We start from the raw sequence: 26,310 nt of genomic DNA on the forward strand, positions 1-26,310 counted from the left end.
AACCAATTAATTAAGGCTGAAAATAATTGAACCTATTTAGACTTTCTTCAAGATGCTTCGTGCCTCAGCATGACAAACTCCTCATTTTTAACTTGGTTTCAGAAGTGTAAACAGTTTCATTATCAACTTCTCTACAATGGGCACAAAGACCGTTTCCAAAAATAAAGAATCCTCCCGGTCACTTTTCTACCGGATTTCGGCCTGGCTGCACCTCTGGCTTGGCCTTGTTACGGGCATCATTATGGTGATTGTCTGCCTGACGGGCTGCATCTGGGTGTTTCAGGAAGAAATTACCAGCATGTTCATCGAACCCGAAGCGAACGTAGCACGCCAGAACAAAGAGATTCTTCGTCCGTCGCAGCTTATGGCGATCGCCGAACGGGAATACCCGGGCAAAAAGGCTTCTTACGCGTTGTACCACCAAGGAACAGCTGTTGAGGTAACTATTGGTGGACGTGGTAAAGAAGGTGGTACGCTTAAAGTTAACCCCTATACGGGCGAAATCATCAGCAACAAGGCCCGTAAGAAAGGGGAAGTAAACTTTTTCCGTTGGATTCTGAACGGACACCGTTTTCTGTGGATGCCCCCTAAAATCGGTCGCCCGATCGTCAATTACAGTACGTTGATTTTTGTCTTTACGCTCATCACCGGCATGGTACTATGGTGGCCGAAAAAATGGACGAAAAGTACACGCCACCGAAGCTTTGCCATTAAATGGAACGGCTCGGCCAAACGTGTCAATTATGATTTACACAACGTATTGGGCTTCTACTCGCTTTTTTTACTGGCAGCTCTTGGCATGACAGGCATGGTGTACGGAATTGAATGGTTCAGCAAAGGCTTATACTGGACCACCTCAGGCGGCAAAGTGCTGGCTGATTATAGACCATCGCTCTCCGATACGTTACAGAACAGTCGCCCCTATACACCTGCGCAGGCTGCCGACATAGCGTGGCAAAAAGTAGCCCACAACCACCCCGATTCGAAAGGGTTTTACTTGACTTTCCCGGATACGGCAGAACGTAAATCACCGATCTACGTAACAGTCTATCCGTCGCTGGGCAAGTTCTATGACCTTCAATCCTACAACTTCGATCAGTTTACTCTAAAAGAACTTCCCAGGCGGGCTGCTTTCGATAAGCCCTTTTCGGAGTCTGATTTTGGGGACAAGCTGCGTCGGATGAATTACGATATTCACGTTGGTACTATTCTGGGTTTACCGGGTAAGGTTCTAGCCTTTTTTGTCAGCCTGATCGGGGCTAGCCTGCCCATTACCGGCTTTATTGTCTGGTGGGGGAAACGTTCGAAAAAAGGGAAGAAAAAAGACAAAAAGGCGAAAGCTCAACCACCAACGGCCACCCGAAACGATACGCCAAAACCAGCGTTCAAACCCGGCGTCACTCGACCTGCTACGTTACCAAAACCGCAGGAGCCCGTCGTGCAGTTTTCGCGAATCAATGACGTAACACCAGCGAGACCTCCTTTCCTGAAAAACAGGCAAAGTGGTCCGTCTCCCTTTGGTAATCAGGTTGGTTAACCAACGTAGCAGTAAAAGGCCCCGACAGGCTCTGGCTGTCGGAGTCGCGACAGCGACTAATTATGTAGCTACAACCGACAGCCAGAGCCTGTCGGGGCCGTACAAAACCATCTCTATTATGAAACGATTCAACTTTTTCGTTGCGCTTCTATCCATACTTTCCGTTGTCAACACATTCGGTCACGCTTTATGGATTGAAACCAATTCAACGGGGCAAAAAGGCCAGAAACAAACCGTAAAGATTATCTATTCAGAACCCGACGAAGCACCCGAAAAAGTCGGCGACTGGTATTCGGATGTCAAGGAGTTTGAACTTTGGCTCATCGGCCCCGACCAGCAGAAAACCAAACTGAACGTAACGCCCGCACAGGACTACTTTGCGGCTGAATTTACCCCTCAGCAGGAAGGTGTCTATACGCTCGCAATTGGACACGGAGCCAAGGATTTAGGTGGTACTACCAAGTATCAGTTCAACGCTACCGCAATCGTAACTGTCGGCAAAACAAATGCTACGTCGACGGTGCATCCGAACGAATTGAACGTAGCAGAGACGCAGTTTGGGAAAGAATATAAAGTGGGAAAAGCCATTTCGCTAGCCGGTTTCTTCAAAGAAAAACCTTCAGAAAAATTGCGGATTGAGATCTCATCGCCCAGCGGCTGGAATCGGGCAATCCAGACCAACGCCGAAGGTGTAGCCGAATTTACACCGCTATGGCCGGGCGTCTACAAAATCGAAGCGTCGAAGACCGAAAAAACCACCGGCGAACAAAACGGTAAGCCGTATCAGGCCGTCTGGCGCTGTGCTACGTATGTACTGAACGTAGGAAAATAATTTCACTACGTTCAGTGCATTATGTTTGTCATCCTGACGCAGGAAGGATCTTAAGGCCTCTCAGCACTCTGGTAAGGAAACCTTATCCTTCCTGCGTCAGGATGACAAACAATAATTCTTGACTATTGATGAGTCATGGCAACAAAAAGATGGACCGAAAATCCGTTTCAGTTAGCGCATACATCACAGGGGAAATTATTCTTTACGTCAACTTCGAACTCTGGTACAGCTTCCGATCCGGGCATTTATTCCGCTATCTGACAGCCGACGAATTTCATCGGTTTCACAATTCAGTCTTGGCGTTCGATTGGAAACGATTACCGACAAAATTAGTGCAGTCGCCATACGTAGCAAACCAGCAGTCGGCGCTAAACGTTACGTTGTTTGGCGCGCTCACCCGCGCCGATCTCCTTGAATTACGGGAATTAATCGGAAAGGCTGCGTTGCCTGTAACTACCTTATCCAGAGTCTACAACCACCTGAATTGAAATAGTGGAATTCTCGTCTGTTTTTTCATAACTTACTCCCCTAACCAAACTCAGGATAAGTTATGGAGAATCAACCGCCACCGCCTACTCCTCCCCCACCAACTCCCCCTCCTTATGCGCCAGCGCCAGTAGCATTGAGCGAATCCGACGAACGGATGTGGGCTATGCTGTCTCATTTAATTGCACTGCCGGGTTCGTTTTTCTTGATTGGCACCGTTTTGGGGCCGGTGATCATCTGGCAAATCAATAAAGACAAATCGGCCTATGTAGATTACCACGGGAAAGAGTCCGTAAATTTTCAGATTACCATGGCTCTGGCCACTGCCGTATCCATCGTCCTGATGTTTGTTATAATCGGCTTCGTCCTGATCTGTATTGTGGGACTTGTCTGGCTGATATTCACCGTCATTGCGGGTATTAAAGCCAACAACGGCGAATACTACCGCTACCCACTGACGATACGGTTTATAAAATAGTGATAAGCGATAAACGATGAGTGATGAGTTGGCTAACGCGCTTAATTATCGAATGCGTCAGCCAACTCATCACTCATCGTTTATCGCTTATCACTATACATCTAATACGAGTTTATCTGCCCAGTTACGTAGAGCAACCGGAGGAAGTTTTGACGATCCGTGTACAAGCCGTTTGCGTATCAAACAACAAACGCTGAGCTTGCAGCAGGTCAATTAACGTAGTGACCCCGCGCAGGGATGCGTACCGAACCGAAGCAGGACACGGCTGGTGTCGCGCCGGATGCCGATGTAGCAGTCGATGTTCTGGCGGGGCGTTATGATCTGGCCAGAAAGGCGATTCAGGAGGGCGAACTTTCTTCAACGATACGTATATGTATCATTACGCCCGGTCTTTTTACCACATGACCCTACGCCAATATCCGCAGGCGGTAGCCGAGATACGCATCTGCGATTCGTTGGTCCATTACCCATTTATTTTAATGACTCTGCTATCTTTCAGAAAATAGTAAGACTCATCCATGAATCTATTCCTGAACGTAGTACTGAATCTGGCAACCTACGTATTAATTCTTCCCGTCTTTGCTCAATCGACAGTACCAGTCACATTGGGTAGCGCTACGTCGTATGGCAATAATGCCAGCGTAGGAAAGTACGCCAACGTCCGGGGTTTCAAGATGTATTACGAGGTGTATGGTTCGGGAAAACCGTTGCTGTTGATTCACGGCAATGGCGGCTCTATTGAAAATTTCAAAAATCAGATTCCGTATTTCGCCAAAAACTATCAGGTAATCGCGGTCGATAGCCGGGCGCAGGGAAAATCAATCGACACCAGCGATTCGCTTACGTACGAAATGATGGCCGATGATTTTAACGTATTACTGAATCAGCTTAAGGTGGATTCGTGCTACGTTATCGGTTGGAGCGATGGCGGTATCGACGGCTTATTATTGGCCATCCGACATCCCGAAAAGGTAAAAAAACTGGCCATTACAGGAGCTAACTTATGGCCCGATACGTCCGCTATTGATGCTGATCTTTTTCGGTCGATGGTAGTTTCCAATGACAGTCTGGCTAACGTAGCACAAACACCCGACGTAAAAGCGCAGAAGAAATTAGTGAGTCTGATGCTACGTCATCCGCATATTTCAACGCAAGATTTGAAAATGGTACGTTGCCCAACGCTGGTGATTGGCGGTGATCATGACGTAATACCGCCAAAACATACGCTGACCATTGCCGAAGCTATTCCGCAAGCGTATTTGTGGATTTTACCCAACTCCGGGCATTCGACGCTTATTTTTTACAAGGATTTATTCAATCAGATAGTGAGCGATTTCTTCAAAGCACCGTACCGAAAAATAAAGGGTATGGCGAAGATGAATTAAAGCCTTCGATCTTGCCTAAAAACGAGCATTTGTTATGCTGAGCTATTTTGTCATGCTACGTACCTCAGCATAAAAAAAAATTGAACGTAACACCTATCTATTCAACACTTTACTAAACACCACCATGCGCTTAATTTTCCTTCTCTCGTTCATTTTTCTACTTATCTCCTGTCAGCAAAAAGACTCATCAACATCCGTTTCGGTCAAAGATTATTTTACCTACACCGGCTCACCAGAATCAGGAGGTGTAAAACTCATCCCTATTAGAACGCCGGTGGGTGAGTTCAAAGTCTGGACAAAACGGTTTGGAAATAACCCAAAAATCAAAGTGTTGCTGCTGCACGGCGGCCCGGCCATGACGCACGAGTACATGGAATGTTTCGAGACGTTTTTTGGGCGCGAAGGTTTTGAATTTTATGAATATGATCAGTTAGGTTCCTACTATAGCGACCAGCCCAAAGACAATAGCCTCTGGACAACCGAACGGTTTGTAGAAGAGGTTGAACAGGTACGTCAGGCGCTTGGGGCCGATAGTACCAATTTTTACGTACTGGGCAATTCGTGGGGTGGTATTCTGGCGATGGAATACGCGCTGAAATACCAGAAAAATATGAAGGGCATGCTGATTGCCAACATGGTAGCCAGTGCACCTGAATATGGGAAATACGCGGAAGACGTACTAGCCAAACAACTGAAACCTGAAGTGCTGGCCGAGGTTCGGGCTATCGAAGCGAAAAAGGATTTTGCGAATCCACGCTACATGGAATTGCTCATTCCTAATTTTTACCACGAACATATCTGCCGCCTGACTGAATGGCCGGACGCCCTTAATCGTTCCATTAAACACGCAAACAATGAAGTATACACATTGATGCAGGGCCCGAGTGAGTTCGGTATCGGCGGGCGGCTGGCTGAATGGGACATCAAAAATCGGTTGCACGAGATTACCGTACCCACCTTAATGATCGGAGCGAAACACGACACGATGGACCCTAAGGCTATGGAAGAACAAAGCAAAATGGTAAAAAAAGGGCGCTACCTCTATTGCCCCAACGGCAGTCATTTATCCATGTGGGATGATCAGCAGGTATTTATGAATGGCGTAATTCAGTTTATTCACGATGTTGATGGCGAACGTTTATGAAAAGCTTGCTTAACGTAACAGTCTGTTTTATAGGCCTCATTTCACTACATTTCAATCCATTGGTGGTTTTCGGTCAGAAGCCAAGAGCCAGAGACATTGGTATTCCGTTTACCGGTACGCCCGGAAGACTCAACGCCATCACCGACGTAAAAGGCGTAGAAGTTGGCTACAGCACCATCATTTCTGGGCAGGGGAAAAACGTTCGGGGGCAAGGTCCGGTACGTACCGGTGTTACGGCCATTTTACCTCGTGGCCGAACCAATAATCCGGTCTATGCCAATTGGTACACCTTAAACGGAAATGGCGAAATGACCGGCACTACGTGGATAACGGAATCCGGGTTTCTGGAAGGCCCGGTTATGATTACCAATACCAACAGTGTGGGCACGGTACGCGATGCTGTTCTGAAATGGTACGTTAAAACCGGCTGGTACAAAGAAGATTTCTGGTACACGTATCCCGTTGTGGCTGAAACGTACGACGGTTTTCTGAATGATATTTACGGCTTTCATGTCAAGGAAAGTCATGCGTTCGAAGCGCTCGATGGCGCTAAAAGCGGAGCTATTCACGAAGGCAACGTTGGTGGAGGAACGGGGATGATGTGCCTGGGATTTAAAGGTGGTACGGGAACGGCCTCGCGGCTGGTCAAGATTGCCGATTCGTCGTACACAGTTGGCGTGCTGGTTCAGTCGAATTTTGGCGCGAAACGGAATCTAAGTATTGCCGGAGTTCCGGTAGGACTGGAATTGAAAGACACGCTGAATTACGAGCTGAAAGCGCCACCCTCCTATCAACCCGGCGATGGGTCGATCATTGTTGTTGTCGCGACCGACGCTCCTTTGCTGCCCCACCAGTTAAAACGAATTGCCGCACGGGTGCCGTTGGGAATCGGTATTGTTGGCGGACGGGGCGAAAATGGCTCCGGCGATATCTTTCTGGCTTTCTCGACCGCCAATCCGGGTGCGTTTAAACGGGATCGCTTCACTACGTTGAACGAACTACCCAACGACCGGATAAATCCACTATTCGAAGCCACCGTTCAGGCCGTTGAAGAAGCGGTTATTAACGCGATGGTAGCTGCCGAAACGACGGAAGGCATCAATGGAAATAAAGCCTATGCACTGCCGCACAAATCGGTAATTGAGCTGCTGAGAAAGTATAAGCGGATTAAGTAAATAATAACGTAGTGTACTTCTGGTTCATGCGGCTGTTTACTACGTTCTGCTTACTAAAAATCAGCGTTCTCTTATAAAACTACATTTTCACTACAACCTGACACTTCATGAAATACCCACTACTAACTTGCCCGGCCCTGCTCTCCTCGCTGGTGATGGCCCAACCACAAACAGCCAAATTAAAAATCAATCAGCAACGTATTCAGACCCGACTGCTGGAGTTGTCCAAGTTTGGCGAATTGCCCAATGGCGGCATCGGTCGGGTAGCGTATAGCAAAGCCGATCAGGAAGGGCGGGCTTACTTTATCGGGCTGATGAAAAACGCCAAACTCGACGTAACGATTGACTACGCCGGCAACATCATTGGCCGACGTAAAGGCAAAAACCCGGCGCTAAAACCCATCGCCTTTGGCTCTCACATCGATTCCGTACCCAATGGCGGTAATTACGACGGCCCCGTCGGTTCGATTAGTGGGCTGGAACTCATTGAAACGCTTAACGAAAACAACGTAGTAACTGAGCACCCACTGGAGCTGATCATTTTTGCGAATGAAGAAGGTGGAACCGTTGGCAGTGGCGCTCTGATTGGTAAAATCACGCCAGCCGCGTTGAAATCCATGACGCAAAGCGGACTGACCATCGCCGATGGTATTCGGGCTATTGGTGGAAATCCGGATAGCCTAAGCAAAGTAGCCCGCAAAAAAGGCGACGTAGCATCTTTTATCGAACTGCACATTGAACAGGGCGGCATCCTGATGAAAGAGAATCTACAGATCGGTGTCGTAGAAGGAATTGTTGGCATTCAACACTGGGATGCAACGATTGAAGGCTCGGCCAATCATGCCGGCACCACACCCATGAACGCCCGTCGCGACGCACTGCTGGCAGCCGCAAAACTGATTGTCGCACTGAACGAGGTAGTTACGAGTCATGACGGTCGGCAGGTGGGTACTATCGGCAAAATTGCGGCTGAACCGGGTGCGTATAATGTCATTCCGGGTAAGGTGGTTTTGGGGGTGGAAATCCGGGATTTATCGCACGATAAAATCTGGAAGCTATTTGGTGAATTCGAAGCCAAAGCCAAGGAAATCGCTAAAGCGTCTGAAACGACCATTACGTTCGCGCAGTCGTCTATTGGCGTAACGCCTGCGCTCACGGCCAAACCGATTCAGGATAAAATTATTGCTGCGGCCAAATCACTTGGTTTTACGTATCGGTACATGCAAAGCGGAGCTGGTCATGATTCGCAGGAAATGGCCCAGATTGCCCCGGTAGGCATGATTTTCATACCAAGTGTGGGCGGTATCAGTCACTCGCCTAAAGAGTTTTCGAAGGGCGTCGATATTGGTAACGGGGCTAACGTATTACTGCAAACGCTGTTTGCCCTCGACCGGGAGTAAATCACGTAATAAGCTGGATCGATAAGAATATGTAAGTGATTCTATTTAACATGATTACTAATTATATCAACGTATTGCTGACGCTTGGGACTTCGACAGGCGTCAGCAATGAACTGTAAACGAACTAGTTAATATATCCATCAATTCAGTATCCACGTTATTTAATCCTTTGTTTTGAGAACTTTAGCAATGTCATTTTCTAAATCAGCTAAATCAAGATTACCAACGTTCGCTACTAACACAATCATTTGATTGGAGCCTGTTTTTCTACTTAAAAAGCTGGTGTAACCCGGCAAATCACCTTTGTGATAGGAAACATCCCATACGCCACCCCGTTCGCGTAAATACCAGCCGTACCCAAATTTTTCTTTCACATGCTGATAAACCATGAGGTCACGCATCCGCTTTGTTAAGAATTTTTCGGAATAGAGTCCTTGATTAAATTTGACCAGATCAGAAGTTGTCGTAAATAATGACCCAGCTCCATCAACAACTTCAAGAGAATAGTTAATCGTATCAGGTTGTTCCTGGGCAGTCGTTTTGTAGCCAATCGCTAGATTCGGTATGCTGTCTAAATTCCGGGCTACACCCGATGAAGTCATGTGAAGTGGACTGAAAATTAACTCGTTGATTAACGTATGGTAGGGTTTTCCGGATGCTATTTCCGCAATTTTCGTTAACAGAACGTAGCCGGAATTTAAGTACGCAAACGCTGCTCCCGGTTCGAAATCGAAGCCATTTTGGGTCAGATCTGCTTCGACAAACGCACGCTTTTCCGTAATGAACTCTTTCATTCCTGACGTATGCGTTAATAATTGGTGGATGGTAACCTTTGCCACTTTGGAATGACGTACCGTCTTGAAATACGTTCCAAGTTCGTCCGTCAGCTTTAGTTTGCCTCGTTCGACCAATTGCAGGATGAGAATAGCCGTAAAAGGCTTAGACAGTGAAGCAATTAAAAATTGGGTACTGTCGGTGTTCGGTTTGCCAGCCTCCGCATTAGCTTTGCCGAAACTCTTTCGATAAAGAACCCGCCCCTTATCCACCACCACGACATTACCGATAAATTCGTGTTCGTTAAAGGCTTTTTCGGCCAGATAAGCAATTTTGTCCTGCCTGGTTTTCCCCGGATTCGTGTTGCAGCTCGTAATAAATAGCACTAACAAGAGTACTAGGTAACCATATGCTCCTGTAGTTATTTTAGAGATCAGATTGATTCCCATGGATGCTGTTTTCTTAATAAGTAACCAACTGAGCAAATTTAACGAGGACACTATTTCCCCAAAATTCATTTATTGCGCAAGTTTTGCCAAGTTTTATCGCTCTATATATCAGCTTTTTATCGAAAATATCTTCTTCTAATTCGGTTATTCCAGAATTTACTTTTGTAGTAATTTACACGTTTTGGTTATTGGAGATTGAGTCGTACACATCCGCGAATGCTTTATGAAAAACCAATTTAGACAGCTGACATTCCGCTCTGCTACGTATACGCTGGCTATGATTGCAGTCTTTTTTTTGCTGAATACTACGTTAACCGGCCACATCTGGGAGGGCATGACCGTCAGTAAATCTGCTCTGACGGGTGAGTATTGCGAGTTTAATGACGTCGGCAACTTTTTTCATCAGTCGGTCAATACGTACTCCAATCTGGTGTATTTCTTCTTTGGCATTTTCATTTGCCAGCTTGCTCTAAATGATCATAAAAATCAACCGACAGTATTCCAGAATCGAATTCAGCAATTCCCGCTGCTATCGTTGCTTATGGGCGTTTGTCTGATTTATCTGAGCGTTGGCAGCGCTTTTTTCCATGCATCGCTGACGTGGATCGGGCAACGCGTCGATATGAATGGTACGTATGGTGTCAGTGTTACGTTACTCATCATTGCCCTTTATCATGTTTTCCATCGGATCAATTTATCGGAATCCGCAAAGCGAGTTTTTATCGGCATTGTCATTTTACTCATTCTCTCGTTTTATGAAATCCACCTGCTGATTCCAAGCAGTATTCTCTTACCAACTTTAATTCTGACAACCTGGGTATTGATAACCATCAATTATTTCCAGTTTCGACGAGAGCGGTCTATTTGGCTTGCGATTTCCAGCATTGTACTGATTGTAGTCGCACTGAAAATTCGAGCGCTCGATGTGCAAAAAATCGGCTGTGACCCACATTCTCTTTACCAAGGCCATTCGGTCTGGCACCTGCTGGCGGGATTGAGCAGTTTTTTGAGTTACGCTTTTTTCCGGTTTACGCCTTCCAGCTCAACTTTGTCACCACCCTAACCATCAGCTTTTCCATGAAAAACGGGGCGGCCATCTACGGTGGGTTTGCGGGTACCGAAACCAACCTGAGTCAGCGCTCTCCTATCAACGCCACGACCCCATCCAGCGTTACACTCAGTGGAGACATCGGCACCGTCGGCAACAACACCGACAATTCATATCATGTCATCAGCAACCCCACTGGACTGACCACCACCGCCATCCTCGACGGCTTTGTCATCACCCAGGGCAACGCAAACGGGGGGGGGCGACAGTTTCTTCGGGGGCGGTATGTTCAACAATGGGGGCGGCAATAGCGCTGCTGTATGTAGTCCGCTGATTCGCCAGTGTGTGTTTGTCGCTAATCAGGCTTCTTATGGGGGTGCCATCGGTAATTCTGGCAGCTTGAACGGCAACAGCAGTCCAATACTGACCAATTGTGTCTTCCAAAATAATACGGCCACTAATTCGGGTGGAGGGATGTACAACAATAGCGCTTACGCTGGCACCAGCAGTCCCCGGCTAACCAACTGTTCCTTTCAAAGCAACACGGCCACCAATCGGGGCGGGGCGATTTACAACGATGGTAGTTCCTCGGGCAAGATCAGTCCGGTGTTGACCAACTGTTCCTTCCAAAACAACTCGGCAACCACCAGTGGCGGGGCGATGTATAATGTAGGAACGGGCAACACCAGTCCGGTGCTGACCAACTGTGTGGTGTTAAACAACGGCGGGGCCAATACGTTCGTCAACAATACCGCTACGCTGACGGCCAGCTATAGTCTGTTTGATACGTCGGTAACGGGCTACACCAGCGGACCAGGTAACCTCACCACTACGTCTCCCTTTGCCTCCCCCACTAGTACCCAACTGGCCCCACCTCACCCGCCATCAACACCGGCGATCCGACTATCAACATAGCCACCGTCAGTATTATAGACCTGGGGGCAACCTCCGCTTTGCTCAGGGACGTATCGATATGGGTGCCTTCGAGTGGGGTACTACGTGCCAGGGACTCGTTACCTCCCTGAAAGCCGGAAACTGGCATGACACCACCGTGTGGTCCTGTAACGTAGTACCCATTAGTACCGACATCGTCCAGCTCAACCACGTAGTGACTTTACCAACCAACTACCCAGCCCAGATCACAACGCTACGTAACAGCACTACTGGGAAGGTAACGTATCTATCCGGTGCTGCGTTGAGGTTAGGGTTTTAACCACCCCCAACCCAGCGTGCACGCTGGATTGAGGCACCACTACGTCGCTGGAAACACTACGTAGCAAACAACGCGTCATCAACTCGGTCTTAATGTACAAATTTGCCCTAAACACATGCTCCGACACAATACACAAAGTTTCTGACACAATAGCAGAAGCCTTTTGGTAAAGAAACCCTCAACTTGTTGCAGCAAATTCGCCTACGTAGCTGCTATGACCGAACCATACCGACTTACTGTTTTCCGCTTCTATCTGCGCTATTTTCAATACGTTCTGTATGGAGTTTCCCTGGTAGGATCAGCTCTGTTAGGGGCTCGCCATCCCAGCCAATCGTCTGATCTGGAACATTACCCGGCTTTATGCCTATTGATCTTTACCAACTCTTTACCCATAAACCCAACGTACTTATGACCCATTTTTCCGACTCTTTTCTAATGTCAGTTCCGGCCCGTCGTCTCTGGGGAAGCTTGTGGCTCTTGCTCACCACTTTTTCAGACGATTATTCTGCCAGGCGGCCAAGCCAGTATAGTATCTGGCTGATGAGAGGAATCCGGATGCCACTGGGTTTGGGGCTAACTCCAGTGGTCAAGGCTCAGAATTTCGTATGGGCCAACCAAATGGGCGGCACCAGCCCTAATCGAGGCTATTCGATGGCGGTGGATGATACGTCGACCGTTTAGCAGATTTACACCATTGATGGTCAGTATATTAAATAGTGCCATTTACTTTATCAAGGACTCCTATCTCACAAACTAATCAACTCAATCAGCGCATGACTGTATTTTTTCAAACCCGACCTAACTGCTCTAATTCATCTACGACCCGAAATCGATACCTTCTCATCCCCTGGGTACTGGTCTTTTCAATTCTGGCCGGTATGAGCAGCCGATCCTGGGCGCAGTGTTTTTCATCCCCTACCAACTATGCCGTGGGAGTCTACCCCGTAGCGGTCGCAACAGGAGATTTCAATGGCGATAACAATGGCGATCTGGTTACAGTGAGTTTCGGCACCAACACGGTATCGGTGATGCTGGGCAATGGTAATGGCACCTTTGCCCCCTCAACCAACTTTCCCACAGGGAATTCCCCCCACTCGATTGTGGTGAGAGACTTGAATGGGGATGGGGAACTCGATCTGGCCGTATCGAATGTCGGCAGTAACAATGTATCGGTGCTGCTGGGTGATGGTGCGGGGAGTTTTGCGCCAAAAATCGACTATCCTACGGGACCTGGCCCTTGGAATATAACGGGGGGGGATTTCAATGGAGATGGGAAACTCGATCTGGTCGCGTCGAATTACAACAGCAACACGGTATCGGTGCTACTGGGTGATGGTGCGGGGAGTTTTGCGCCAAAAATCGACTATCCTGCGGGAAATGCCCCCTGGTATGGGGCGGTGGGGGACTTCAATGGAGATGGGAAATCCGATCTGGCCGTGACGCACAACGGCGGCAACACGGTATCGGTGCTACTGGGTAATGGGGATGGGACCTTGGGCACCAAAACTGACTATCCCACGGGAAACAGCCCCTTTTGGATAGCGGTGGGGGACTTTAATGGAGATGGTAAATCCGATCTGGCCACGGCGAATAACAATAGCAGCAATGTGTCTGTATTGCTGGGCAATGGAGCGGGGGGGTTTGGGGCCAAAACCGACTTTCCTACGGGCCCTGTCCCTTTTAGTCTGGCAGCGGGTGACTTCAATGGGGATGGGGAGCTCGATCTGGTTACGACAAATTCCAACAGTAATAATGTATCGGTGCTGCTGGGCAATGGTGCGGGGAGTTTTGCGCCAAAAACCGACTTTATCTCCGGACCTGTCCCCTTCGTTGTAGCAGTGGCGGACTTCAATGGAGATGGCAAATCCGATCTGGCCGTAACGCATTACCAAAACAGCAATGTGTCGATACAGTTGAACTGCGCTGTTTTTCCACCGATATTAGTCACTTCAGCCAGTCCCAATCCAGTTTGTGCGGGTAGTACAGCAGTCCTGTCGGTGACGGCATCGGGAGGCACCTCTCCCTATAGTTACACCTGGGCGGCTCCGGCGGGTATTACCCTGTCTGCTACATCTACCAGCGCGGTTTCGGCCAGCGTAGGTACGGGCGTGAGTGGTCCGCAAACCTTTACTATTACCGTGGCCTCATCCGGAGGTTCACCCACCAGTACCAGTCTGGTCAGTTTGATGGTCAATGCCACGCCCACGGTCAGTATAAATCCGTCCAGTGCTACGTTATCCTGCGCCAGTCCGACGGTGAGCCTGACGGCAGCTGGAACAGGAACGGTACGTTGGGACGACAACTCCATCAACGCCATTCGCACCGTGAATGCCGCTGGTACGTATTCCGTTACGTTGACGAGCCCAGGAGGTTGTACAGCCACTACCTCGGCTTCGGTGACTTCGGCCACTGCTACGTTCCTCACCTGGACAGGGCAGACCAGTACCGACTGGAACGTAGCAGGCAACTGGTGTCCGGCCCGCGTACCGTTGTCTACCGACGACGTATTGATTCCATCGGAACCCGCCAACCAGCCGATTCTGAGTACATCGGCGGTAGCCTACTCCGTGGAAGTGCAAAGTGGCGCTTCGCTGAGCATCACCGCTGCGGGAAGTTTGGCCATCAACGGCCTGAAATCGACGTCGGGATTCACCGTCGCCTTCCTGAACAGGGGTACAACGACCAACAGCGGGCAGATAGCGGTTGGCAATTCATTTACAGCCACTATGGCGCAATATGGGATTCGCAACCAGGGAACATTCCGAAATCTGGCCGGGGGCAGCCTTATCGTAGACCGAACGCTAACGAATGCTGTTGCCAACGTAAACGGCAGTTTTACCAACGTAGCGGCCATCACCATTGGCAGTTCGGGAGTAGTTGTCAACGGGGGGTTATTCAACAATGGTCCCTTTCTGAACAGTGCGGGCGGCATCATCCGAATCGACCAGACGACGGGAAAGGGCATAGACAACGGGAGTGGCGGGTCCAGCAACTTCGTTAACTCGGCTACCATTACTATTGGTGCATCGACTACGATTGGTGGACAGGGTATTACCAACAGAGGTACGTTCCGAAATAGTCTGGGTGGGAACATCAACATTAACCGAACTGGCTTAGGCGTGAGCGGTGACGGCGTATATAACAGTGGTACGTTTGTCAATTCTTCTACGCTGACTATTGGGGATGTCGCCTTTGAGGGTCAGGATGATATCTATAATGATGGAGGGACATTTATTAATGAATCTACTGGAGAAATCAGGGCTGACAGAGCTTTGGCCAATGGTATCTGGAACCTTCCGAACACTACGTTCCGAAATGATGGAAAAATCTTCATTGGTTCCATTGCCAATACGGGTGCAACGGGTATTCTGCATACCGGAACCTCCTTCTCCAACAATGCTGGGGCTGTTATTGAGCTGGAACGTGTAAGTCGGGGGCTAACCAATACCACGCAGTTTGTCAATGCCGGTCAGATTCGGATGGGCAGCATCGCCCCCCTTCCGAGTGGTGGACTGTTAAATGGGAACAATACGGGCACTGTTCTGGCTAATTTTATCAATCTGGCCGGCGGTTCGATTCAGATTGACCAGACGGTAGCCGGACAGGCGGCCATCTCCAACGAACTAAGCACCTCCTTTACCAACGGGGGGACAATCAGCATCGGAACATCGGTCAGTGTTGCGGGCAATGGTATTGCCAACGCGGGAACGTTCACCAATCTGGCCTGTGGCGTTATCCGGGTTTTTGCGCCGGTTTATAACGAGAATGGCACCTTCACCAACAATGGCCTCCTGACGGTCAAAACGACACGAAAACCGACCAGAACCATTGTGCGGATTAATTCGCCCGCTGGGATAGCCGGAACGTACACCTATGGCACCGCTAATTTTGGACCGCTTTTAGCCACGGTGAACCTGACCGCCGATGCCGTTTTGGTTAATGATGGTACGGCCAATCCTACAGAGGGGTGTAATCCCCCTGTAAATGCAGTCCAGCTCATGGGAAAAGTTGCGCTGGTTGACCGGGGAACCTGCGCTTTCAGTCAAAAAGTTTATGCTGCGCAACAGGCGGGTGCCATTGCCGTAGTCGTATTCAATAATGTAGCCGGTGTGCAGACAATGGGGGCTGGCACATTTGCCGATCAGATCACGATTCCTTCAGTGATGTTATCACAAGCCGACGGACAAGCGATCAAGGCCGCCCTCATCAATGGTCCGGTCAACTTCAGCATCATTCAGGAGGAGATTATAAATACCTCCCTGACCAACAATGGAATTATCGACTATCCGCAGGGAAACCCAATTCCCAACGTAACGAACAACGATGTAATTGCCGCCCCCATCAGCAGTTGCGGTAGCCTCACCATTACGCCAGCTCTGCAACTGGGAGCCAACAACAACCAGTTTACGGTGGGTACTACATGGTATAAAGATCAGGCTCTTACCCAATCCGCAGGCACATACAATCAGGGTACCAATACGTTCACGGCTACCAGTCTATCTATAGGCAGCAGTACTACGTTGTATTTTGCCGCCACCGATATCGCCAATAGTTGTACCAAAACGGTATCCATCTCACTGACACTCAACAGCGTTCCTGACGCCACTATTACAGCCAGCCCCAGCCTGACGGTCTGCCAGGGGGCGTCTGTTACGCTGACGGTTCCAGCCGGCATTACGGGTACGACCTACCAATGGAACAATGGACAGACAACACAATTTATCGTCGTCAACACCAACGACCCTTCTGGTAATCCAGGACCGGGCGGAGGCTACAGCGGCCCGGCCGGTCCTCAATCGGTGACGGTGACCAACGCGGCTGGCTGTTCATCTACCGCTACAGTTTATCTGACCATCAACCCCGTTCCGGTAGCCAGTATTAGCCCATCGAGTCTGACAGTGTGCCAGGGACAGCCCGCTTCGCTGACGGCTTCGGGCGGTAGTGTTTACCTGTGGAATACGGGCGAAACGACGGCGGTGATCAACGTAACGGCCACCGGAACGTATTCAGTCACTGTTTCAGGAGTGGCCAGTGTAACGGGGCCAACTGGTCCTACCGGCCCAACAGGTCCAGCGCGGTTGGCTGCTGAAACGAGTTGTTACTCCACGGCCTCGGCTACGGTGACTGTTAACGAGTTACCCAAGCCGAGTCTAGTCAGCAGCGGTTCGATAACGTGTGCTCAAACCAGTGTTACGTTGACAGCCTCGGGCGGCACTTCGTACACGTTCACCAATAGCAACGGTACAGTAATCGGTACACCAGGAACCAGTAATACGTTGGTGGTGAGTAGTGGAGGAACGTATTCGGTCATTGTGGCGAATGCCAGTGGATGCACCGCTACGGCCAGCACGAATGTGTTCAGTTCAACTACCACACCCGCCGTGAGTATTACGCCCGCTAGTGCTACGTTAACCTGCGCGAGTCCAACGGCGAGTTTAACCGCCGTTGGCACTGGAACGTATCGATGGAGTACGGGTGCTACGTCTCAGATCATCAGCGCTACGTCAGCGAATACGTATTCCGTTACGTTGACAGGAGTCAACGGATGTACCGCTTCAACATCGGTTCAGGTATTCCAGAATAATTCCTCTCCTACGGTTAGTATCAATCCATCGAGCGCTACGTTGACCTGCACCAATCCAGCCGTGAGTTTGACAGCGGTGGGTAGTGGAACGTATCGCTGGAGTACAGGTGCTATGTCTCAAGTGATCAGTGCTACGTCCGCTGGGCCTTACTCCGTTACGTTGACGGGTGGAAATGGTTGCACAGCCACTACGTCGGTGCAGATCGGTCAGGACAATACGTTGCCTGTGGTGAGTATTTCGGCCAATCCGTCACTGACCATCAGTGGGGGGCAGGCGATTACGCTTACGGCCAGTGGAGCCACTACGTACCAGTGGAGTTCGGGCGCTGCTACGTCTGCCATTGTTGTTAATGTGGCAGGCATTTACTCTGTTACGGGTACTACGGGCAGTTGTTCGGCAGGCGCTTCGGTCACTGTTTCATCGCCGTTTGCCATCTCGTCGGTTATCTCCAATTCGTGTCAGCAGATTGCCAGTAACCGCTACGTTATCAGCTTTACACCTCGTTACGTCGGTCTCAATGGGCAACCGGTTAGCTTCTCGATTGCCAACGAGATTTTCCCCACTACTGATCCCGGACCCTATACGCTACAGCTCTATACCGATAATCCCACGCTGATTCTCCACGCTCAGCAGACCGGTACGCCGGGCGAGGTAACCTATACCTATAACTGGCTGGCCGTTTGTCTGAATCAGCAACCCAACACCCCACCCAGAGTGAATCAGCCGTTGACTGATCAAATCGCTCGCGTCGGGCAGGGATTTGGTTATACGTTGCCCCAAACCACGTTTACCGACAATGAATCTCCCCAAAGCCTGACCCTGTCGGTCAATGGACTACCCGCTGGATTAAGTTTTACGGCGCCTTATCAGATCGGGGGTGTACCCACCGCAGCCGGGACAAGTTCTGTAACGGTAATCGCTACCGATCCCGGTGGACTTACTGTGGCAGCTACGTTTGTGCTGACGGTGGTAGACCCTTCGGCAACCAACACCCCTCCTACCCTGGCAAATCCCGTACCCGATCAGGTGGCTATTCAGGGCCAGCCGTTTGGTCTAAGTCTGGCCAATACGTTCGCTGACGCGCAGACTCCACAAGCCCTGACACTGGCCGCCAGTGGATTGCCCGTCGGCCTGACACTGGTGGGAACCAACATTTCAGGTACACCTTCTCAAACCGGCACGTCGGCCATAACGTTAATTGCGACCGACCCCGGCGGACTTACGGCTACGACCAGCTTCAACCTCATCGTTCAACCTTCTTCGGTTACGGCCAGTGCACCGTTCGCCATCACCGGCGTAAGTCCCATTACCTGCACCCAGATTGCGGCTAACCGCTACGACATCAGCTTCCAGCCTCGCTACAGTGGTGTCAACGGACAGGCCATTAGCTTCTGGGTAGTGGATGAGTTGGCACCGACCACTGCGCCGGGGCCTTACAGTCTGCAACTTTACAATGACAAGCCAAGCATTGTACTGAAGGCCAAACAGACAGGCAGTGGGGGAGAAGCCAGTTTCATCTACAACTGGCTCAATTTCTGTCAGAATCCACAGCCCAACACGCCACCCCGCGTCAACCAGCCGCTGACCGATCAGGTGGCTAAAGTGGGTCAGGAGTTTGGCTACACGATTCCTCAACTTACCTTCACCGATAACGAATCGCCCCAAAGCCTTTCGCTGAGTGTGAGCGGTTTGCCCGCCGGACTCAGTTTCAGTCCACCGACTCAGATTGGGGGTGTGCCCAGCGTAACGGGCCTCAGCACAGTAACGGTGACAGCCACCGACCCGCAAGGCTTGACCGTGAGCACCAGCTTTACGTTGCGGGTGATCGATCCGAACAACTGCCGGACTAATGGAGCTATCACTACAGTCAAAGCAGGAAATTGGGATGATCCGGCCGTATGGTCGTGTGGAGTGGTGCCCGGTCCTGCTGACGTAGTACAGCTTAATCATGCCGTTACGTTGACAACCAGCTACGTAGCACAGGTCAAAACGCTACGTTACGGAGTAGCCGGGAAGCTAACGTATCAGACCGGTGCGAAGGTGAGGCTCGGTTTTTGATCAGGGAATGCGACAATGGGTTAATTAACGTATTGCTGAGCTTGACGAAGCCACACATGTCAGCAATGCACTGTAAACGAATTAGTTATTATCCCATCAATCCATTATTCACGTTGACTTGGTGTTAAAATCAGGTTATTTAACGTGAATAATGAATGGTTGATTTGCGCTTTTTTGTCATCCTGAGGCACGAAGGATCTTAAAGCATCCTTACTTGGGAGTATGCAAGCTTTAGGTTCCTTCGTGCCTCAGGATGACAAAAACATCCTAGCCAAACCACTGTATACTAATAAATTGCGCGAATAAAATACCCATTATTCACGTTATTTACTGGAACAGCCCTATATACAGCAAACCCCAGTTCGGTTCGAACCGAACTGGGGTTTGTTAAAATGAAGCGATTTTAGGGTTCCTAGGTAGTAGTCTTTACAACCGGTACCGAGATCGTCATATTGTCCCACGCGATAGCTATACTCGAATTCGATGGGGTAATGGTCAGTTTCTCAATTGGCGTTTTGTTCGCCGAAACAGGTACTTTAATCGTAGCTACGTCAGTGCCTTTAATTTTATCATAATCATAGGCACCCCATTGCCCCAGCGTACTATTCAGAATAACACTCCATTCTTTTTCTCCGGGGATAGTGAACAGCGTGTACGTACCAGCCTTCACCCTTTTACCACCAAACATTACGTCGTTTTTGAACGTGATTTCGGTGGCTTCGTTTGCGCCCGTGCGCCATACTTTGCCATATTTTTCGAGACTACTGGAACCTTCAGGCCCGAAAATAACCCGCCCTTTCTTTGATGGTTGGCCATAAACAACCTTGACATTCTTATCCGGGCTTTCGACGGTCATCTTGGGGCTGGCAGGTTTTTTATCCTGCGCCTGTACCAGCGATACCATGGCAAACAGAAAAACAAGTACTAAAAACGGGGTTTTCATGTGTAAAAAGTTGGTTTGTTTACTACGTCTATAAACGACAAAATGAGAATGATAGTTTTTCAGTCCTAAACTATTCAAAATACGTACCAAAATTTGCTACCTAAAACCCGGGCCAAAATCAGGCAGAAAAAATGGCCTGATTAGCCTAAAAAGAGATCACTAGCCGATTTTTTCGAATTTATCAAGTTTGTGAGCCAGAGAAGCTTTACCTTTGCGGCTTCAATCGACCGCGTCTGGAATGCCGCTGATTGCCTCATCGAGTTATGTGCCGCCTGCCCGTTTGTGGAACGGCCACCTGCAAACCATTATTCCCTCGCTCTTTCGCAAGGTACCAACCGCCTACGTCCGCGAACGTATCGACACGCCTGATGACGATTTCCTGGATTTGGATTGGGCGTTTTGTAGTGATGAGTTAAGAGCGATGAGTGATGACTTGGCTGACGCAAATAATCACTCATCATTTACCCCATTAGCCATCCTTTCTCACGGCCTTGAGGGGAGTTCGACGAGTCCGTATTTGGCGGGTATGGTACGTCATTTAACGCAAAACGGCATTGATTGTCTGGCGTGGCATTATCGGTCGTGTAGTGGCGAGATGAATCGGCAGGAGCGGTTTTACCACATCGGCGAAACGAGCGATTTACACTACGTTATCAACTACGCGCTTCAGAAAGGGTATCAGAAAATTTACCTGATGGGGTTCAGCGCGGGCGGCAACGTAACGCTGAAATACCTGGGCGAACAGGGTCCGTCGCACGGGGGTGAGAAAATTAATCCAGCAATTAAAAAAGCGGTTGTTTTCTCGGTTCCGGTCCATTTGATGGGGTCGGCGCAGCGGCTTGAGCGATGGGATAGCCTGGTTTATAATTATCGCTTTAATCGGACGCTGAAACGTAAGGTCATGCAGAAAGCTGCCGTTATGCCGGGCGTCTTTCCGACAGAAGCTATAACTAAAGCACGTAACATTCGCGAATTCGATAACTTATTCACAGCACCGATGAACGGGTTTCGGGACGTAACGGATTACTATACACGTAGCAGTTCGCTACAGTTCATTCCAAATATTGCGATTCCGACACTGATCGTAAATGCTAAAAATGACCCGTTTTTATCGCCCGAATGCTTTCCTGATACGTTGGCTCGGGAACTACCGAAGGTCTGGATGGAGTTTCCCAAGCAAGGCGGTCACTGTGGCTTCCCATCGAAAAGCGGTGGCATTCAGGGAACGTACTGGTCGGAAGAGCGAACGCTGGCGTTTTTGACAGAACGATAATTGATATGGACGGGCAACAGATAAAGCAACTCCTTCAGACGAATAAAGAACATTTATTCAAGGCGTACCCTCTGTCAACGATGGCCTTATTTGGTTCTTATACCGATGGCACCGCGACAGAGGAAAGCGACGTAGACATCTTAATGGAATTCAAGCAACCTGTTGGTTTTGAATTCATTGATTTGTCTATTGAGTTAGAAAACTTGTTGCAGAAACCTGTTGATCTGGTAACCAGACAGGCAATTAAGCCAAACCTGATACCCTTTATTACGCGTCAGTTACAGTATGTCTAAACGGTCAGATTATATTCTTTTAGCGGATATGCTAGATGCTCTCGAAGCAATACAGGAATATACTGATGGCCTAGACTATAATTCTTTTCTAAGTAACAGGATGGTGCGTGATGCGGTTGTACGGAACATTCAAGTACTTGGAGAAGCTGCCAATCGCATTTCCAAGTCGTTTCGTGAACTACATCCGACTATCGAATGGATGCGAATTATTCGTACTCGACCTATTCTGGTTCACGATTATTTTGGGCTGGATTATGAGATTATGTGGCGCATTATCACACTTCATCTACCTGATCTTCAACAAAATGTAAAACAGACTTTAGGTAGTAACCCGCCAATAGACGCGGATATTGAACCAATGTAAATCATGCTCACCAAACCACTGGAACAAACGTATTACATCATCGATTTTGATAGCACCTTCACCAAAGTGGAGGCCCTCGACGTATTGGGCGAAATCTCACTCGCTGGTCGGCCCGACCGCGACGACGCCTTGAACCAGATTAAAACCATCACCGACCGGGGTATGTCGGGCGAGATTTCGTTTACCGAATCGCTCAATCTTCGGCTGAATCTGTTGAAGGCGCATAAGACCCAATTGCCGGCCCTCATCGAAAATCTGATGGGCAAAATATCTGATTCGTTTACGCGTAACAAAGATTTTCTGACTGAAAATGCCGAGCATATCTACGTAGTGTCGAATGGGTTTAAGGAGTTCATCGTTCCTATCGTTACGTCGTTGGGCGTGCTGGCCGAAAATGTGTTTGCCAATACGTTTGTGTTCGACGAAACGGGATCGATTGTCGGTTTCGATGCGAAAAATCCCCTATCAGCCAATGGTGGGAAATCGCAGGTGATCCGCAACCTGAATCTCGATGGCGAAGTTTACGTAATTGGCGATGGTTATACGGATTACGAAATCAAAGCCTCCGGGCTTGCCAATCGTTTTTACGCTTTCACCGAGAATGTAATGCGCCCTCGCGTAGTCGAGAAAGCCGACCACGTAGCACCCTCGCTCGATGAATTTTTATACCATAACAACCTAAGTCGCAGTCAGTCATATCCCAAAAGCCGGATTAAGGTTCTGCTGCTGGAGAACGTTCATCCAGTGGCCGTTCAACTGTTTGAACAGGAAGGCTTTAACGTAGAGATCCGGAAAGGCGCGCTCGATGAAGACGAACTCATCGAAGCCATCCGCGACGTATCGATTCTGGGTATTCGGTCGAAAACGAACGTAACGGCGCGGGTACTTGAACACGCCAACAAACTGATGACAGTGGGCGCGTTCTGCATCGGCACCAACCAGATTGATCTGGATGCTTGCACCCAGAAAGGTATTGCCGTTTTCAATGCGCCATATAGCAATACGCGCTCGGTGGTCGAGCTGGCCATCGGCGAAATTATCATGCTGATACGTGCCATTGTGCCAAAGAGCAATCTGATGCACAAGGGCGGCTGGGATAAGTCGGCCAAGAACAGCTTTGAGGTTCGTGGTAAAAAGCTGGGTCTGGTCGGTTATGGCAACATCGGAACGCAGTTATCGGTGGTGGCGGAAGCGCTGGGCATGGAAGTTTACTTCTACGATGTTGTCGACAAACTAGCGCTAGGTAACGCCCGCAAATGCAAATCGCTGGACGAACTGCTGGCCGTTGCCGACATCATCAGCCTGCACACCGACGGACGCAAGGAAAACAAAAACCTGATCAGCTACCGCGAATTCTCGCTGATGAAAAACGGGGTTATTTTCCTGAACCTGTCGCGGGGTCATATAGTCGATATTCCGGCGCTGGTCGACGCAATCGAACGGGGCAAAGTGTACGGCGCGGGTGTAGACGTATTCCCATACGAGCCCAAAACCAACAACGAGGAATTCATGAGCCAATTACGTACCCTGCCCAACGTAATACTGACACCGCACATCGGCGGCAGTACCGAAGAAGCACAGGAAAATATCGGAAATTTTGTACCGGGTAAACTACTCGAATACATCAACAACGGTAGTACGTATGGTAGCGTGAATTTCCCTGAACTTCAGTTACCCTTGCTGAAAGGTGCGCATCGGCTGCTGCACATTCACGACAACGTACCGGGTATTCTGGCCCAGATGAACAACATCTTCGCCAAATACCACATCAATATCCACGGCCAGTATCTGAAAACCAACGAGAAAATCGGTTACGTCATCACCGACGTAGCAAAAGAATATGCCGACGAGGTGGTTCAGGAACTCAAGGAAATCGACAATACCATTAAGTTTAGATTACTTTATTAAAGAGCGAAAGAATGAAAGAATGAAAGAGCGGTCCGTCGCTACGGCGAATACCATCGGGCAGGCTCTTTCGCTCTTTCACTCTTTCGCTCATTCACTCTTTGATTATGCAAAATACGTACTTCACGCCTGGTCCGGCTGAGCTTTATCCGACGTTTCAGCAGCATCTTCAAGTGGCGATGGATGAGCAGATTGGGTCGATTTCGCACCGGAGTCAGCGGTTTCGGGATATTTATAAATTCACGGACGAGCAGCTTCGAATCCTGTTGTCGATTCCAGCTACGCACGGAATTTTCTTTATGGGTTCGGCCTCCGAAGTCTGGGAACGAATGTTGCTGAACTGTGTGGAGCACGAAAGTTTTCATTTGGTCAATGGCTCATTTTCGCAGAAATTCTACGATTATGCTGTAGCTCTTCACAAACACACTCACGTATTGGAAAAACCGTTTGGTGAAGGTTTCGACGCTGCCGACATTCAGGTGCCTGAATATGCCGAAGTAGTTTGTCTGGCTCAAAATGAAACCTCGTCAGGCGTTCAGATGAAGACGTCGGAAATTCACAAACTCAAGCGCAAATACCCAAAAAAATTGTTTTGCGTCGACATGGTGTCATCGGCACCTTATCCTGACCTCGACTTTGGAATAATTGATTCGGCTTTTTTTTCGGTGCAGAAAGCCTTCGGTATGCCGGCCGGTTTGGGTGTCTGGATCGCAAGCGAAGCCTGTCTGGCCAAAGCCGAACAGTTACAAAAAAGCGATACGCTTACAATTGGCGCACATCACACGTTACCGACACTCTGGAAACAGTACAAAACCTTTGAAACACCGGCCACTCCCAACGCATTGTTTATTTATTTGCTGGGGAAAATTGCTGAAGATTTCAACCGGATTGGTATCGAGACGATTCGCAAACAGACCGAAGAAAAAGCACGTACCATTTATAAGTTTCTCGATAGCTCCGATACGTATCAGTCATTCGTGAAACAGGAGCGGCATCGTTCGCAAACTGTCGTAGTGGCAACCACACAAAAGCCGGCTGCCGAAGTTATCGCAGCTGCGAAGATGAAGCACATGATTGTGGGTAGTGGTTACGGTAAGTTTAAAGAATCGCAGATTCGGATCGCGAATTTCCCTGCTACGTCGGCCGAACAGATTTCGGCTCTGATCGAGCAATTGAAGCAGTAGGTTTTCACAACGTAACACCCTGATTTATAAAGCTGTAACATAGTATAAAACATAACCGCTACGTTACAGCTTTATCATTACCGGATGAATATGAAACTACTATGCCATCCACCATATCCTTTACTAGTTACCCCATTCCGCGCGCTGCCCGAATAGGCTGACAGGCCGGGACGTATCTCAATCGTTACGTTTCCACCGCCATACGTAATGACTCCGGCATGAACGGCGGCTGTACAAATCGAAGAATCATCCGTATAGGTATCCGTTCCCCACAGTTCGGTGGAGGGCTTTCCCGAACTTGGGCACGTAAAACTGACCTGTTGGTTATTCTTCCCTCGCCACCCGACCGCCGTTGTGTTCCAGTCAGCGGCTGTTGTCCCCGTAGGTCCTGGGGGATTTGCATTCGTACTGGGGTTGCCTATTCGCCCCTGTAATTTCACCCGCTCTCCACCGGGAATACCCGCATTGTTGGTTAGGCTGGCCACGACGATATTGATCCAGTACGTACCATTGGTGGCTTCATTAACCATAATCATCGCCGTGTTTTCGCCCTTATAACCGAGCGCCATATTAGCTTGTACACCAATATTGACATACCCTTCGGCACGTAAGGCGGCTTCTGCCCGCGCCATTCCCTCCTGAAATGAAATGGGTAAACGCTGTTCTCCACGCGACGTAGCAGGCTGCGCCTGAACTGAAAGGAACCAGCCCAATATGCAGAAAACTAAAACCAGTCGTTTTTTCATTTTTTTATTTCTATCGCCAATATACTGATAATCAGATA

24 protein-coding genes are annotated in these 26,310 nt (G+C 49.1%); 21 read left to right on the forward strand and 3 right to left on the reverse strand.

All coding sequences use genetic code 11. The annotated features are described in order from the left end of the window. Positions 1–136 precede the first annotated feature (136 nt). From IC229_RS24985 to IC229_RS25030, 10 genes are all read left to right on the forward strand, one after another. Entirely contained in the window at positions 137–1,537 is a 1,401-nt protein-coding gene (locus IC229_RS24985) for a PepSY-associated TM helix domain-containing protein (RefSeq protein WP_190890061.1), read from the forward strand. Positions 1,538–1,655: 118 nt separating this feature from the next. After that, positions 1,656–2,369, forward strand: coding sequence for a DUF4198 domain-containing protein (locus tag IC229_RS24990; RefSeq protein ID WP_190890063.1), 714 nt, complete (start codon positions 1,656–1,658; stop codon positions 2,367–2,369). Positions 2,370–2,518: 149 nt separating this feature from the next. Then, positions 2,519–2,857: a hypothetical protein gene (locus tag IC229_RS24995; protein ID WP_190890065.1), complete on the forward strand. Its 339-nt coding sequence runs from the start codon at positions 2,519–2,521 to the stop codon at positions 2,855–2,857. A 62-nt stretch (positions 2,858–2,919) separates the two neighbouring features. Next, a complete protein-coding gene (locus tag IC229_RS25000; protein ID WP_223834184.1) occupies positions 2,920–3,333 on the forward strand; it encodes a DUF4870 domain-containing protein in 414 nt (137 codons plus the stop codon). Positions 3,334–3,349: 16 nt separating this feature from the next. Then, entirely contained in the window at positions 3,350–3,550 is a 201-nt protein-coding gene (locus IC229_RS25005) for a hypothetical protein (RefSeq protein WP_190890067.1), read from the forward strand. Between the two features lie 20 nt (positions 3,551–3,570). Beyond that, complete coding sequence (locus IC229_RS25010; RefSeq protein WP_190890069.1) at positions 3,571–3,738, forward strand: hypothetical protein; 168 nt, start codon at positions 3,571–3,573, stop codon at positions 3,736–3,738. 113 nt (positions 3,739–3,851) lie between these two features. Next, entirely contained in the window at positions 3,852–4,718 is an 867-nt protein-coding gene (locus tag IC229_RS25015) for an alpha/beta fold hydrolase (RefSeq protein ID WP_190890071.1), read from the forward strand. A gap of 124 nt (positions 4,719–4,842) precedes the next feature. Beyond that, positions 4,843–5,862, forward strand: coding sequence for a proline-specific peptidase family protein (locus IC229_RS25020; protein ID WP_190890073.1), 1,020 nt, complete (start codon positions 4,843–4,845; stop codon positions 5,860–5,862). Continuing rightward, positions 5,859–7,037 carry a DmpA family aminopeptidase gene (locus tag IC229_RS25025; RefSeq protein ID WP_190890074.1) on the forward strand — a complete coding sequence of 393 codons (1,179 nt, stop codon included), beginning with the start codon at positions 5,859–5,861 and terminating at the stop codon, positions 7,035–7,037. The genes IC229_RS25020 and IC229_RS25025 overlap by 4 nt, the downstream gene beginning before the upstream one ends. 107 nt (positions 7,038–7,144) lie before the next feature. Further along, positions 7,145–8,437: a M20 family metallo-hydrolase gene (locus IC229_RS25030; RefSeq protein ID WP_190890075.1), complete on the forward strand. Its 1,293-nt coding sequence runs from the start codon at positions 7,145–7,147 to the stop codon at positions 8,435–8,437. Between the two features lie 161 nt (positions 8,438–8,598). Here the strand turns inward: IC229_RS25030 and IC229_RS25035 are convergent, their stop codons facing one another. Next, the gene (locus IC229_RS25035; RefSeq protein ID WP_190890076.1) at positions 8,599–9,729 is read right to left on the reverse strand and encodes a serine hydrolase domain-containing protein; all 1,131 of its coding nucleotides are present in this window, start codon (positions 9,727–9,729) and stop codon (positions 8,599–8,601) included. Positions 9,730–9,883: 154 nt separating this feature from the next. Here IC229_RS25035 and IC229_RS25040 point away from each other — a divergent pair, with 154 nt between their 5' ends. From IC229_RS25040 to IC229_RS25065, 6 genes are all read left to right on the forward strand, one after another. Then, positions 9,884–10,723 (forward strand): ceramidase domain-containing protein, encoded by an 840-nt coding sequence (locus tag IC229_RS25040; protein ID WP_190890083.1) that lies wholly within the window; start codon positions 9,884–9,886, stop codon positions 10,721–10,723. A 14-nt stretch (positions 10,724–10,737) separates the two neighbouring features. Beyond that, complete coding sequence (locus IC229_RS25045; RefSeq protein ID WP_190890084.1) at positions 10,738–11,019, forward strand: hypothetical protein; 282 nt, start codon at positions 10,738–10,740, stop codon at positions 11,017–11,019. Continuing rightward, entirely contained in the window at positions 10,937–11,623 is a 687-nt protein-coding gene (locus IC229_RS25050) for a hypothetical protein (protein ID WP_190890086.1), read from the forward strand. The genes IC229_RS25045 and IC229_RS25050 overlap by 83 nt, the downstream gene beginning before the upstream one ends. Beyond that, complete coding sequence (locus IC229_RS25055; protein WP_190890088.1) at positions 11,550–11,921, forward strand: hypothetical protein; 372 nt, start codon at positions 11,550–11,552, stop codon at positions 11,919–11,921. The genes IC229_RS25050 and IC229_RS25055 overlap by 74 nt, the downstream gene beginning before the upstream one ends. A gap of 360 nt (positions 11,922–12,281) precedes the next feature. After that, complete coding sequence (locus IC229_RS25060) at positions 12,282–12,602, forward strand: hypothetical protein (protein WP_190890089.1); 321 nt, start codon at positions 12,282–12,284, stop codon at positions 12,600–12,602. Positions 12,603–12,694: 92 nt separating this feature from the next. Beyond that, positions 12,695–19,564 (forward strand): FG-GAP-like repeat-containing protein, encoded by a 6,870-nt coding sequence (locus tag IC229_RS25065; RefSeq protein ID WP_190890091.1) that lies wholly within the window; start codon positions 12,695–12,697, stop codon positions 19,562–19,564. A gap of 412 nt (positions 19,565–19,976) precedes the next feature. On the opposite strand, the gene IC229_RS25070 is transcribed toward IC229_RS25065, so the two are convergent. Then, positions 19,977–20,507, reverse strand: coding sequence for a DUF2911 domain-containing protein (locus tag IC229_RS25070; protein WP_190890093.1), 531 nt, complete (start codon positions 20,505–20,507; stop codon positions 19,977–19,979). Positions 20,508–20,745: 238 nt separating this feature from the next. On the opposite strand from IC229_RS25070, the gene IC229_RS25075 reads away from it, so the two are divergent. The 5 genes from IC229_RS25075 to IC229_RS25095 all read left to right on the forward strand — a co-directional run bounded on the left by IC229_RS25075 (position 20,746) and on the right by IC229_RS25095 (position 25,526). After that, a complete protein-coding gene (locus IC229_RS25075; protein ID WP_190890192.1) occupies positions 20,746–21,780 on the forward strand; it encodes a YheT family hydrolase in 1,035 nt (344 codons plus the stop codon). A 5-nt stretch (positions 21,781–21,785) separates the two neighbouring features. After that, entirely contained in the window at positions 21,786–22,073 is a 288-nt protein-coding gene (locus tag IC229_RS25080; protein ID WP_190890094.1) for a nucleotidyltransferase family protein, read from the forward strand. Further along, a complete protein-coding gene (locus IC229_RS25085) occupies positions 22,066–22,437 on the forward strand; it encodes a HepT-like ribonuclease domain-containing protein (protein WP_190890096.1) in 372 nt (123 codons plus the stop codon). The genes IC229_RS25080 and IC229_RS25085 overlap by 8 nt, the downstream gene beginning before the upstream one ends. Positions 22,438–22,440: 3 nt before the next feature. Next, positions 22,441–24,345: a phosphoglycerate dehydrogenase gene (serA, locus tag IC229_RS25090; RefSeq protein ID WP_190890098.1), complete on the forward strand. Its 1,905-nt coding sequence runs from the start codon at positions 22,441–22,443 to the stop codon at positions 24,343–24,345. A 104-nt stretch (positions 24,346–24,449) separates the two neighbouring features. Beyond that, positions 24,450–25,526, forward strand: a complete 1,077-nt coding sequence (locus IC229_RS25095; protein ID WP_190890100.1) for an aminotransferase class V-fold PLP-dependent enzyme — start codon at positions 24,450–24,452, stop codon at positions 25,524–25,526. A gap of 77 nt (positions 25,527–25,603) precedes the next feature. On the opposite strand, the gene IC229_RS25100 is transcribed toward IC229_RS25095, so the two are convergent. Continuing rightward, positions 25,604–26,272, reverse strand: a complete 669-nt coding sequence (locus tag IC229_RS25100; RefSeq protein WP_190890102.1) for an LCCL domain-containing protein — start codon at positions 26,270–26,272, stop codon at positions 25,604–25,606. Positions 26,273–26,310: the final 38 nt, after the last annotated feature.

It is taken from the genome of Spirosoma profusum, from assembly GCF_014699005.1.
Taxonomy (GTDB): Bacteria; Bacteroidota; Bacteroidia; order Cytophagales; family Spirosomataceae; genus Spirosoma; species Spirosoma profusum.

What these genes read in the sequence shown, in the direction of transcription:
- IC229_RS25075 (WP_190890192.1), top strand. Translation starts at nt 20,746, where the DNA reads ATGCCGCTGATTGCCTCATCGAGTTATGTGCCGCCTGCCCGTTTGTGG.
- IC229_RS25010 (WP_190890069.1), top strand. Translation starts at nt 3,571, where the DNA reads ATGCGTACCGAACCGAAGCAGGACACGGCTGGTGTCGCGCCGGATGCC.
- IC229_RS25070 (WP_190890093.1), bottom strand. Translation starts at nt 20,507, where the DNA reads ATGAAAACCCCGTTTTTAGTACTTGTTTTTCTGTTTGCCATGGTATCG.
- IC229_RS25015 (WP_190890071.1), top strand. Translation starts at nt 3,852, where the DNA reads ATGAATCTATTCCTGAACGTAGTACTGAATCTGGCAACCTACGTATTA.
- IC229_RS25035 (WP_190890076.1), bottom strand. Translation starts at nt 9,729, where the DNA reads ATGAATTTTGGGGAAATAGTGTCCTCGTTAAATTTGCTCAGTTGGTTA.
- IC229_RS24985 (WP_190890061.1), top strand. Translation starts at nt 137, where the DNA reads ATGGGCACAAAGACCGTTTCCAAAAATAAAGAATCCTCCCGGTCACTT.
- IC229_RS25085 (WP_190890096.1), top strand. Translation starts at nt 22,066, where the DNA reads ATGTCTAAACGGTCAGATTATATTCTTTTAGCGGATATGCTAGATGCT.
- IC229_RS25020 (WP_190890073.1), top strand. Translation starts at nt 4,843, where the DNA reads ATGCGCTTAATTTTCCTTCTCTCGTTCATTTTTCTACTTATCTCCTGT.
- IC229_RS25000 (WP_223834184.1), top strand. Translation starts at nt 2,920, where the DNA reads ATGGAGAATCAACCGCCACCGCCTACTCCTCCCCCACCAACTCCCCCT.
- IC229_RS25045 (WP_190890084.1), top strand. Translation starts at nt 10,738, where the DNA reads ATGAAAAACGGGGCGGCCATCTACGGTGGGTTTGCGGGTACCGAAACC.
- IC229_RS25005 (WP_190890067.1), top strand. Translation starts at nt 3,350, where the DNA reads ATGAGTGATGAGTTGGCTAACGCGCTTAATTATCGAATGCGTCAGCCA.
- IC229_RS25080 (WP_190890094.1), top strand. Translation starts at nt 21,786, where the DNA reads ATGGACGGGCAACAGATAAAGCAACTCCTTCAGACGAATAAAGAACAT.
- IC229_RS25060 (WP_190890089.1), top strand. Translation starts at nt 12,282, where the DNA reads ATGCCTATTGATCTTTACCAACTCTTTACCCATAAACCCAACGTACTT.
- IC229_RS24990 (WP_190890063.1), top strand. Translation starts at nt 1,656, where the DNA reads ATGAAACGATTCAACTTTTTCGTTGCGCTTCTATCCATACTTTCCGTT.
- IC229_RS25100 (WP_190890102.1), bottom strand. Translation starts at nt 26,272, where the DNA reads ATGAAAAAACGACTGGTTTTAGTTTTCTGCATATTGGGCTGGTTCCTT.
- IC229_RS25095 (WP_190890100.1), top strand. Translation starts at nt 24,450, where the DNA reads ATGCAAAATACGTACTTCACGCCTGGTCCGGCTGAGCTTTATCCGACG.
- IC229_RS25030 (WP_190890075.1), top strand. Translation starts at nt 7,145, where the DNA reads ATGAAATACCCACTACTAACTTGCCCGGCCCTGCTCTCCTCGCTGGTG.
- IC229_RS24995 (WP_190890065.1), top strand. Translation starts at nt 2,519, where the DNA reads ATGGACCGAAAATCCGTTTCAGTTAGCGCATACATCACAGGGGAAATT.
- IC229_RS25025 (WP_190890074.1), top strand. Translation starts at nt 5,859, where the DNA reads ATGAAAAGCTTGCTTAACGTAACAGTCTGTTTTATAGGCCTCATTTCA.
- serA (WP_190890098.1), top strand. Translation starts at nt 22,441, where the DNA reads ATGCTCACCAAACCACTGGAACAAACGTATTACATCATCGATTTTGAT.
- IC229_RS25040 (WP_190890083.1), top strand. Translation starts at nt 9,884, where the DNA reads ATGAAAAACCAATTTAGACAGCTGACATTCCGCTCTGCTACGTATACG.
- IC229_RS25065 (WP_190890091.1), top strand. Translation starts at nt 12,695, where the DNA reads ATGACTGTATTTTTTCAAACCCGACCTAACTGCTCTAATTCATCTACG.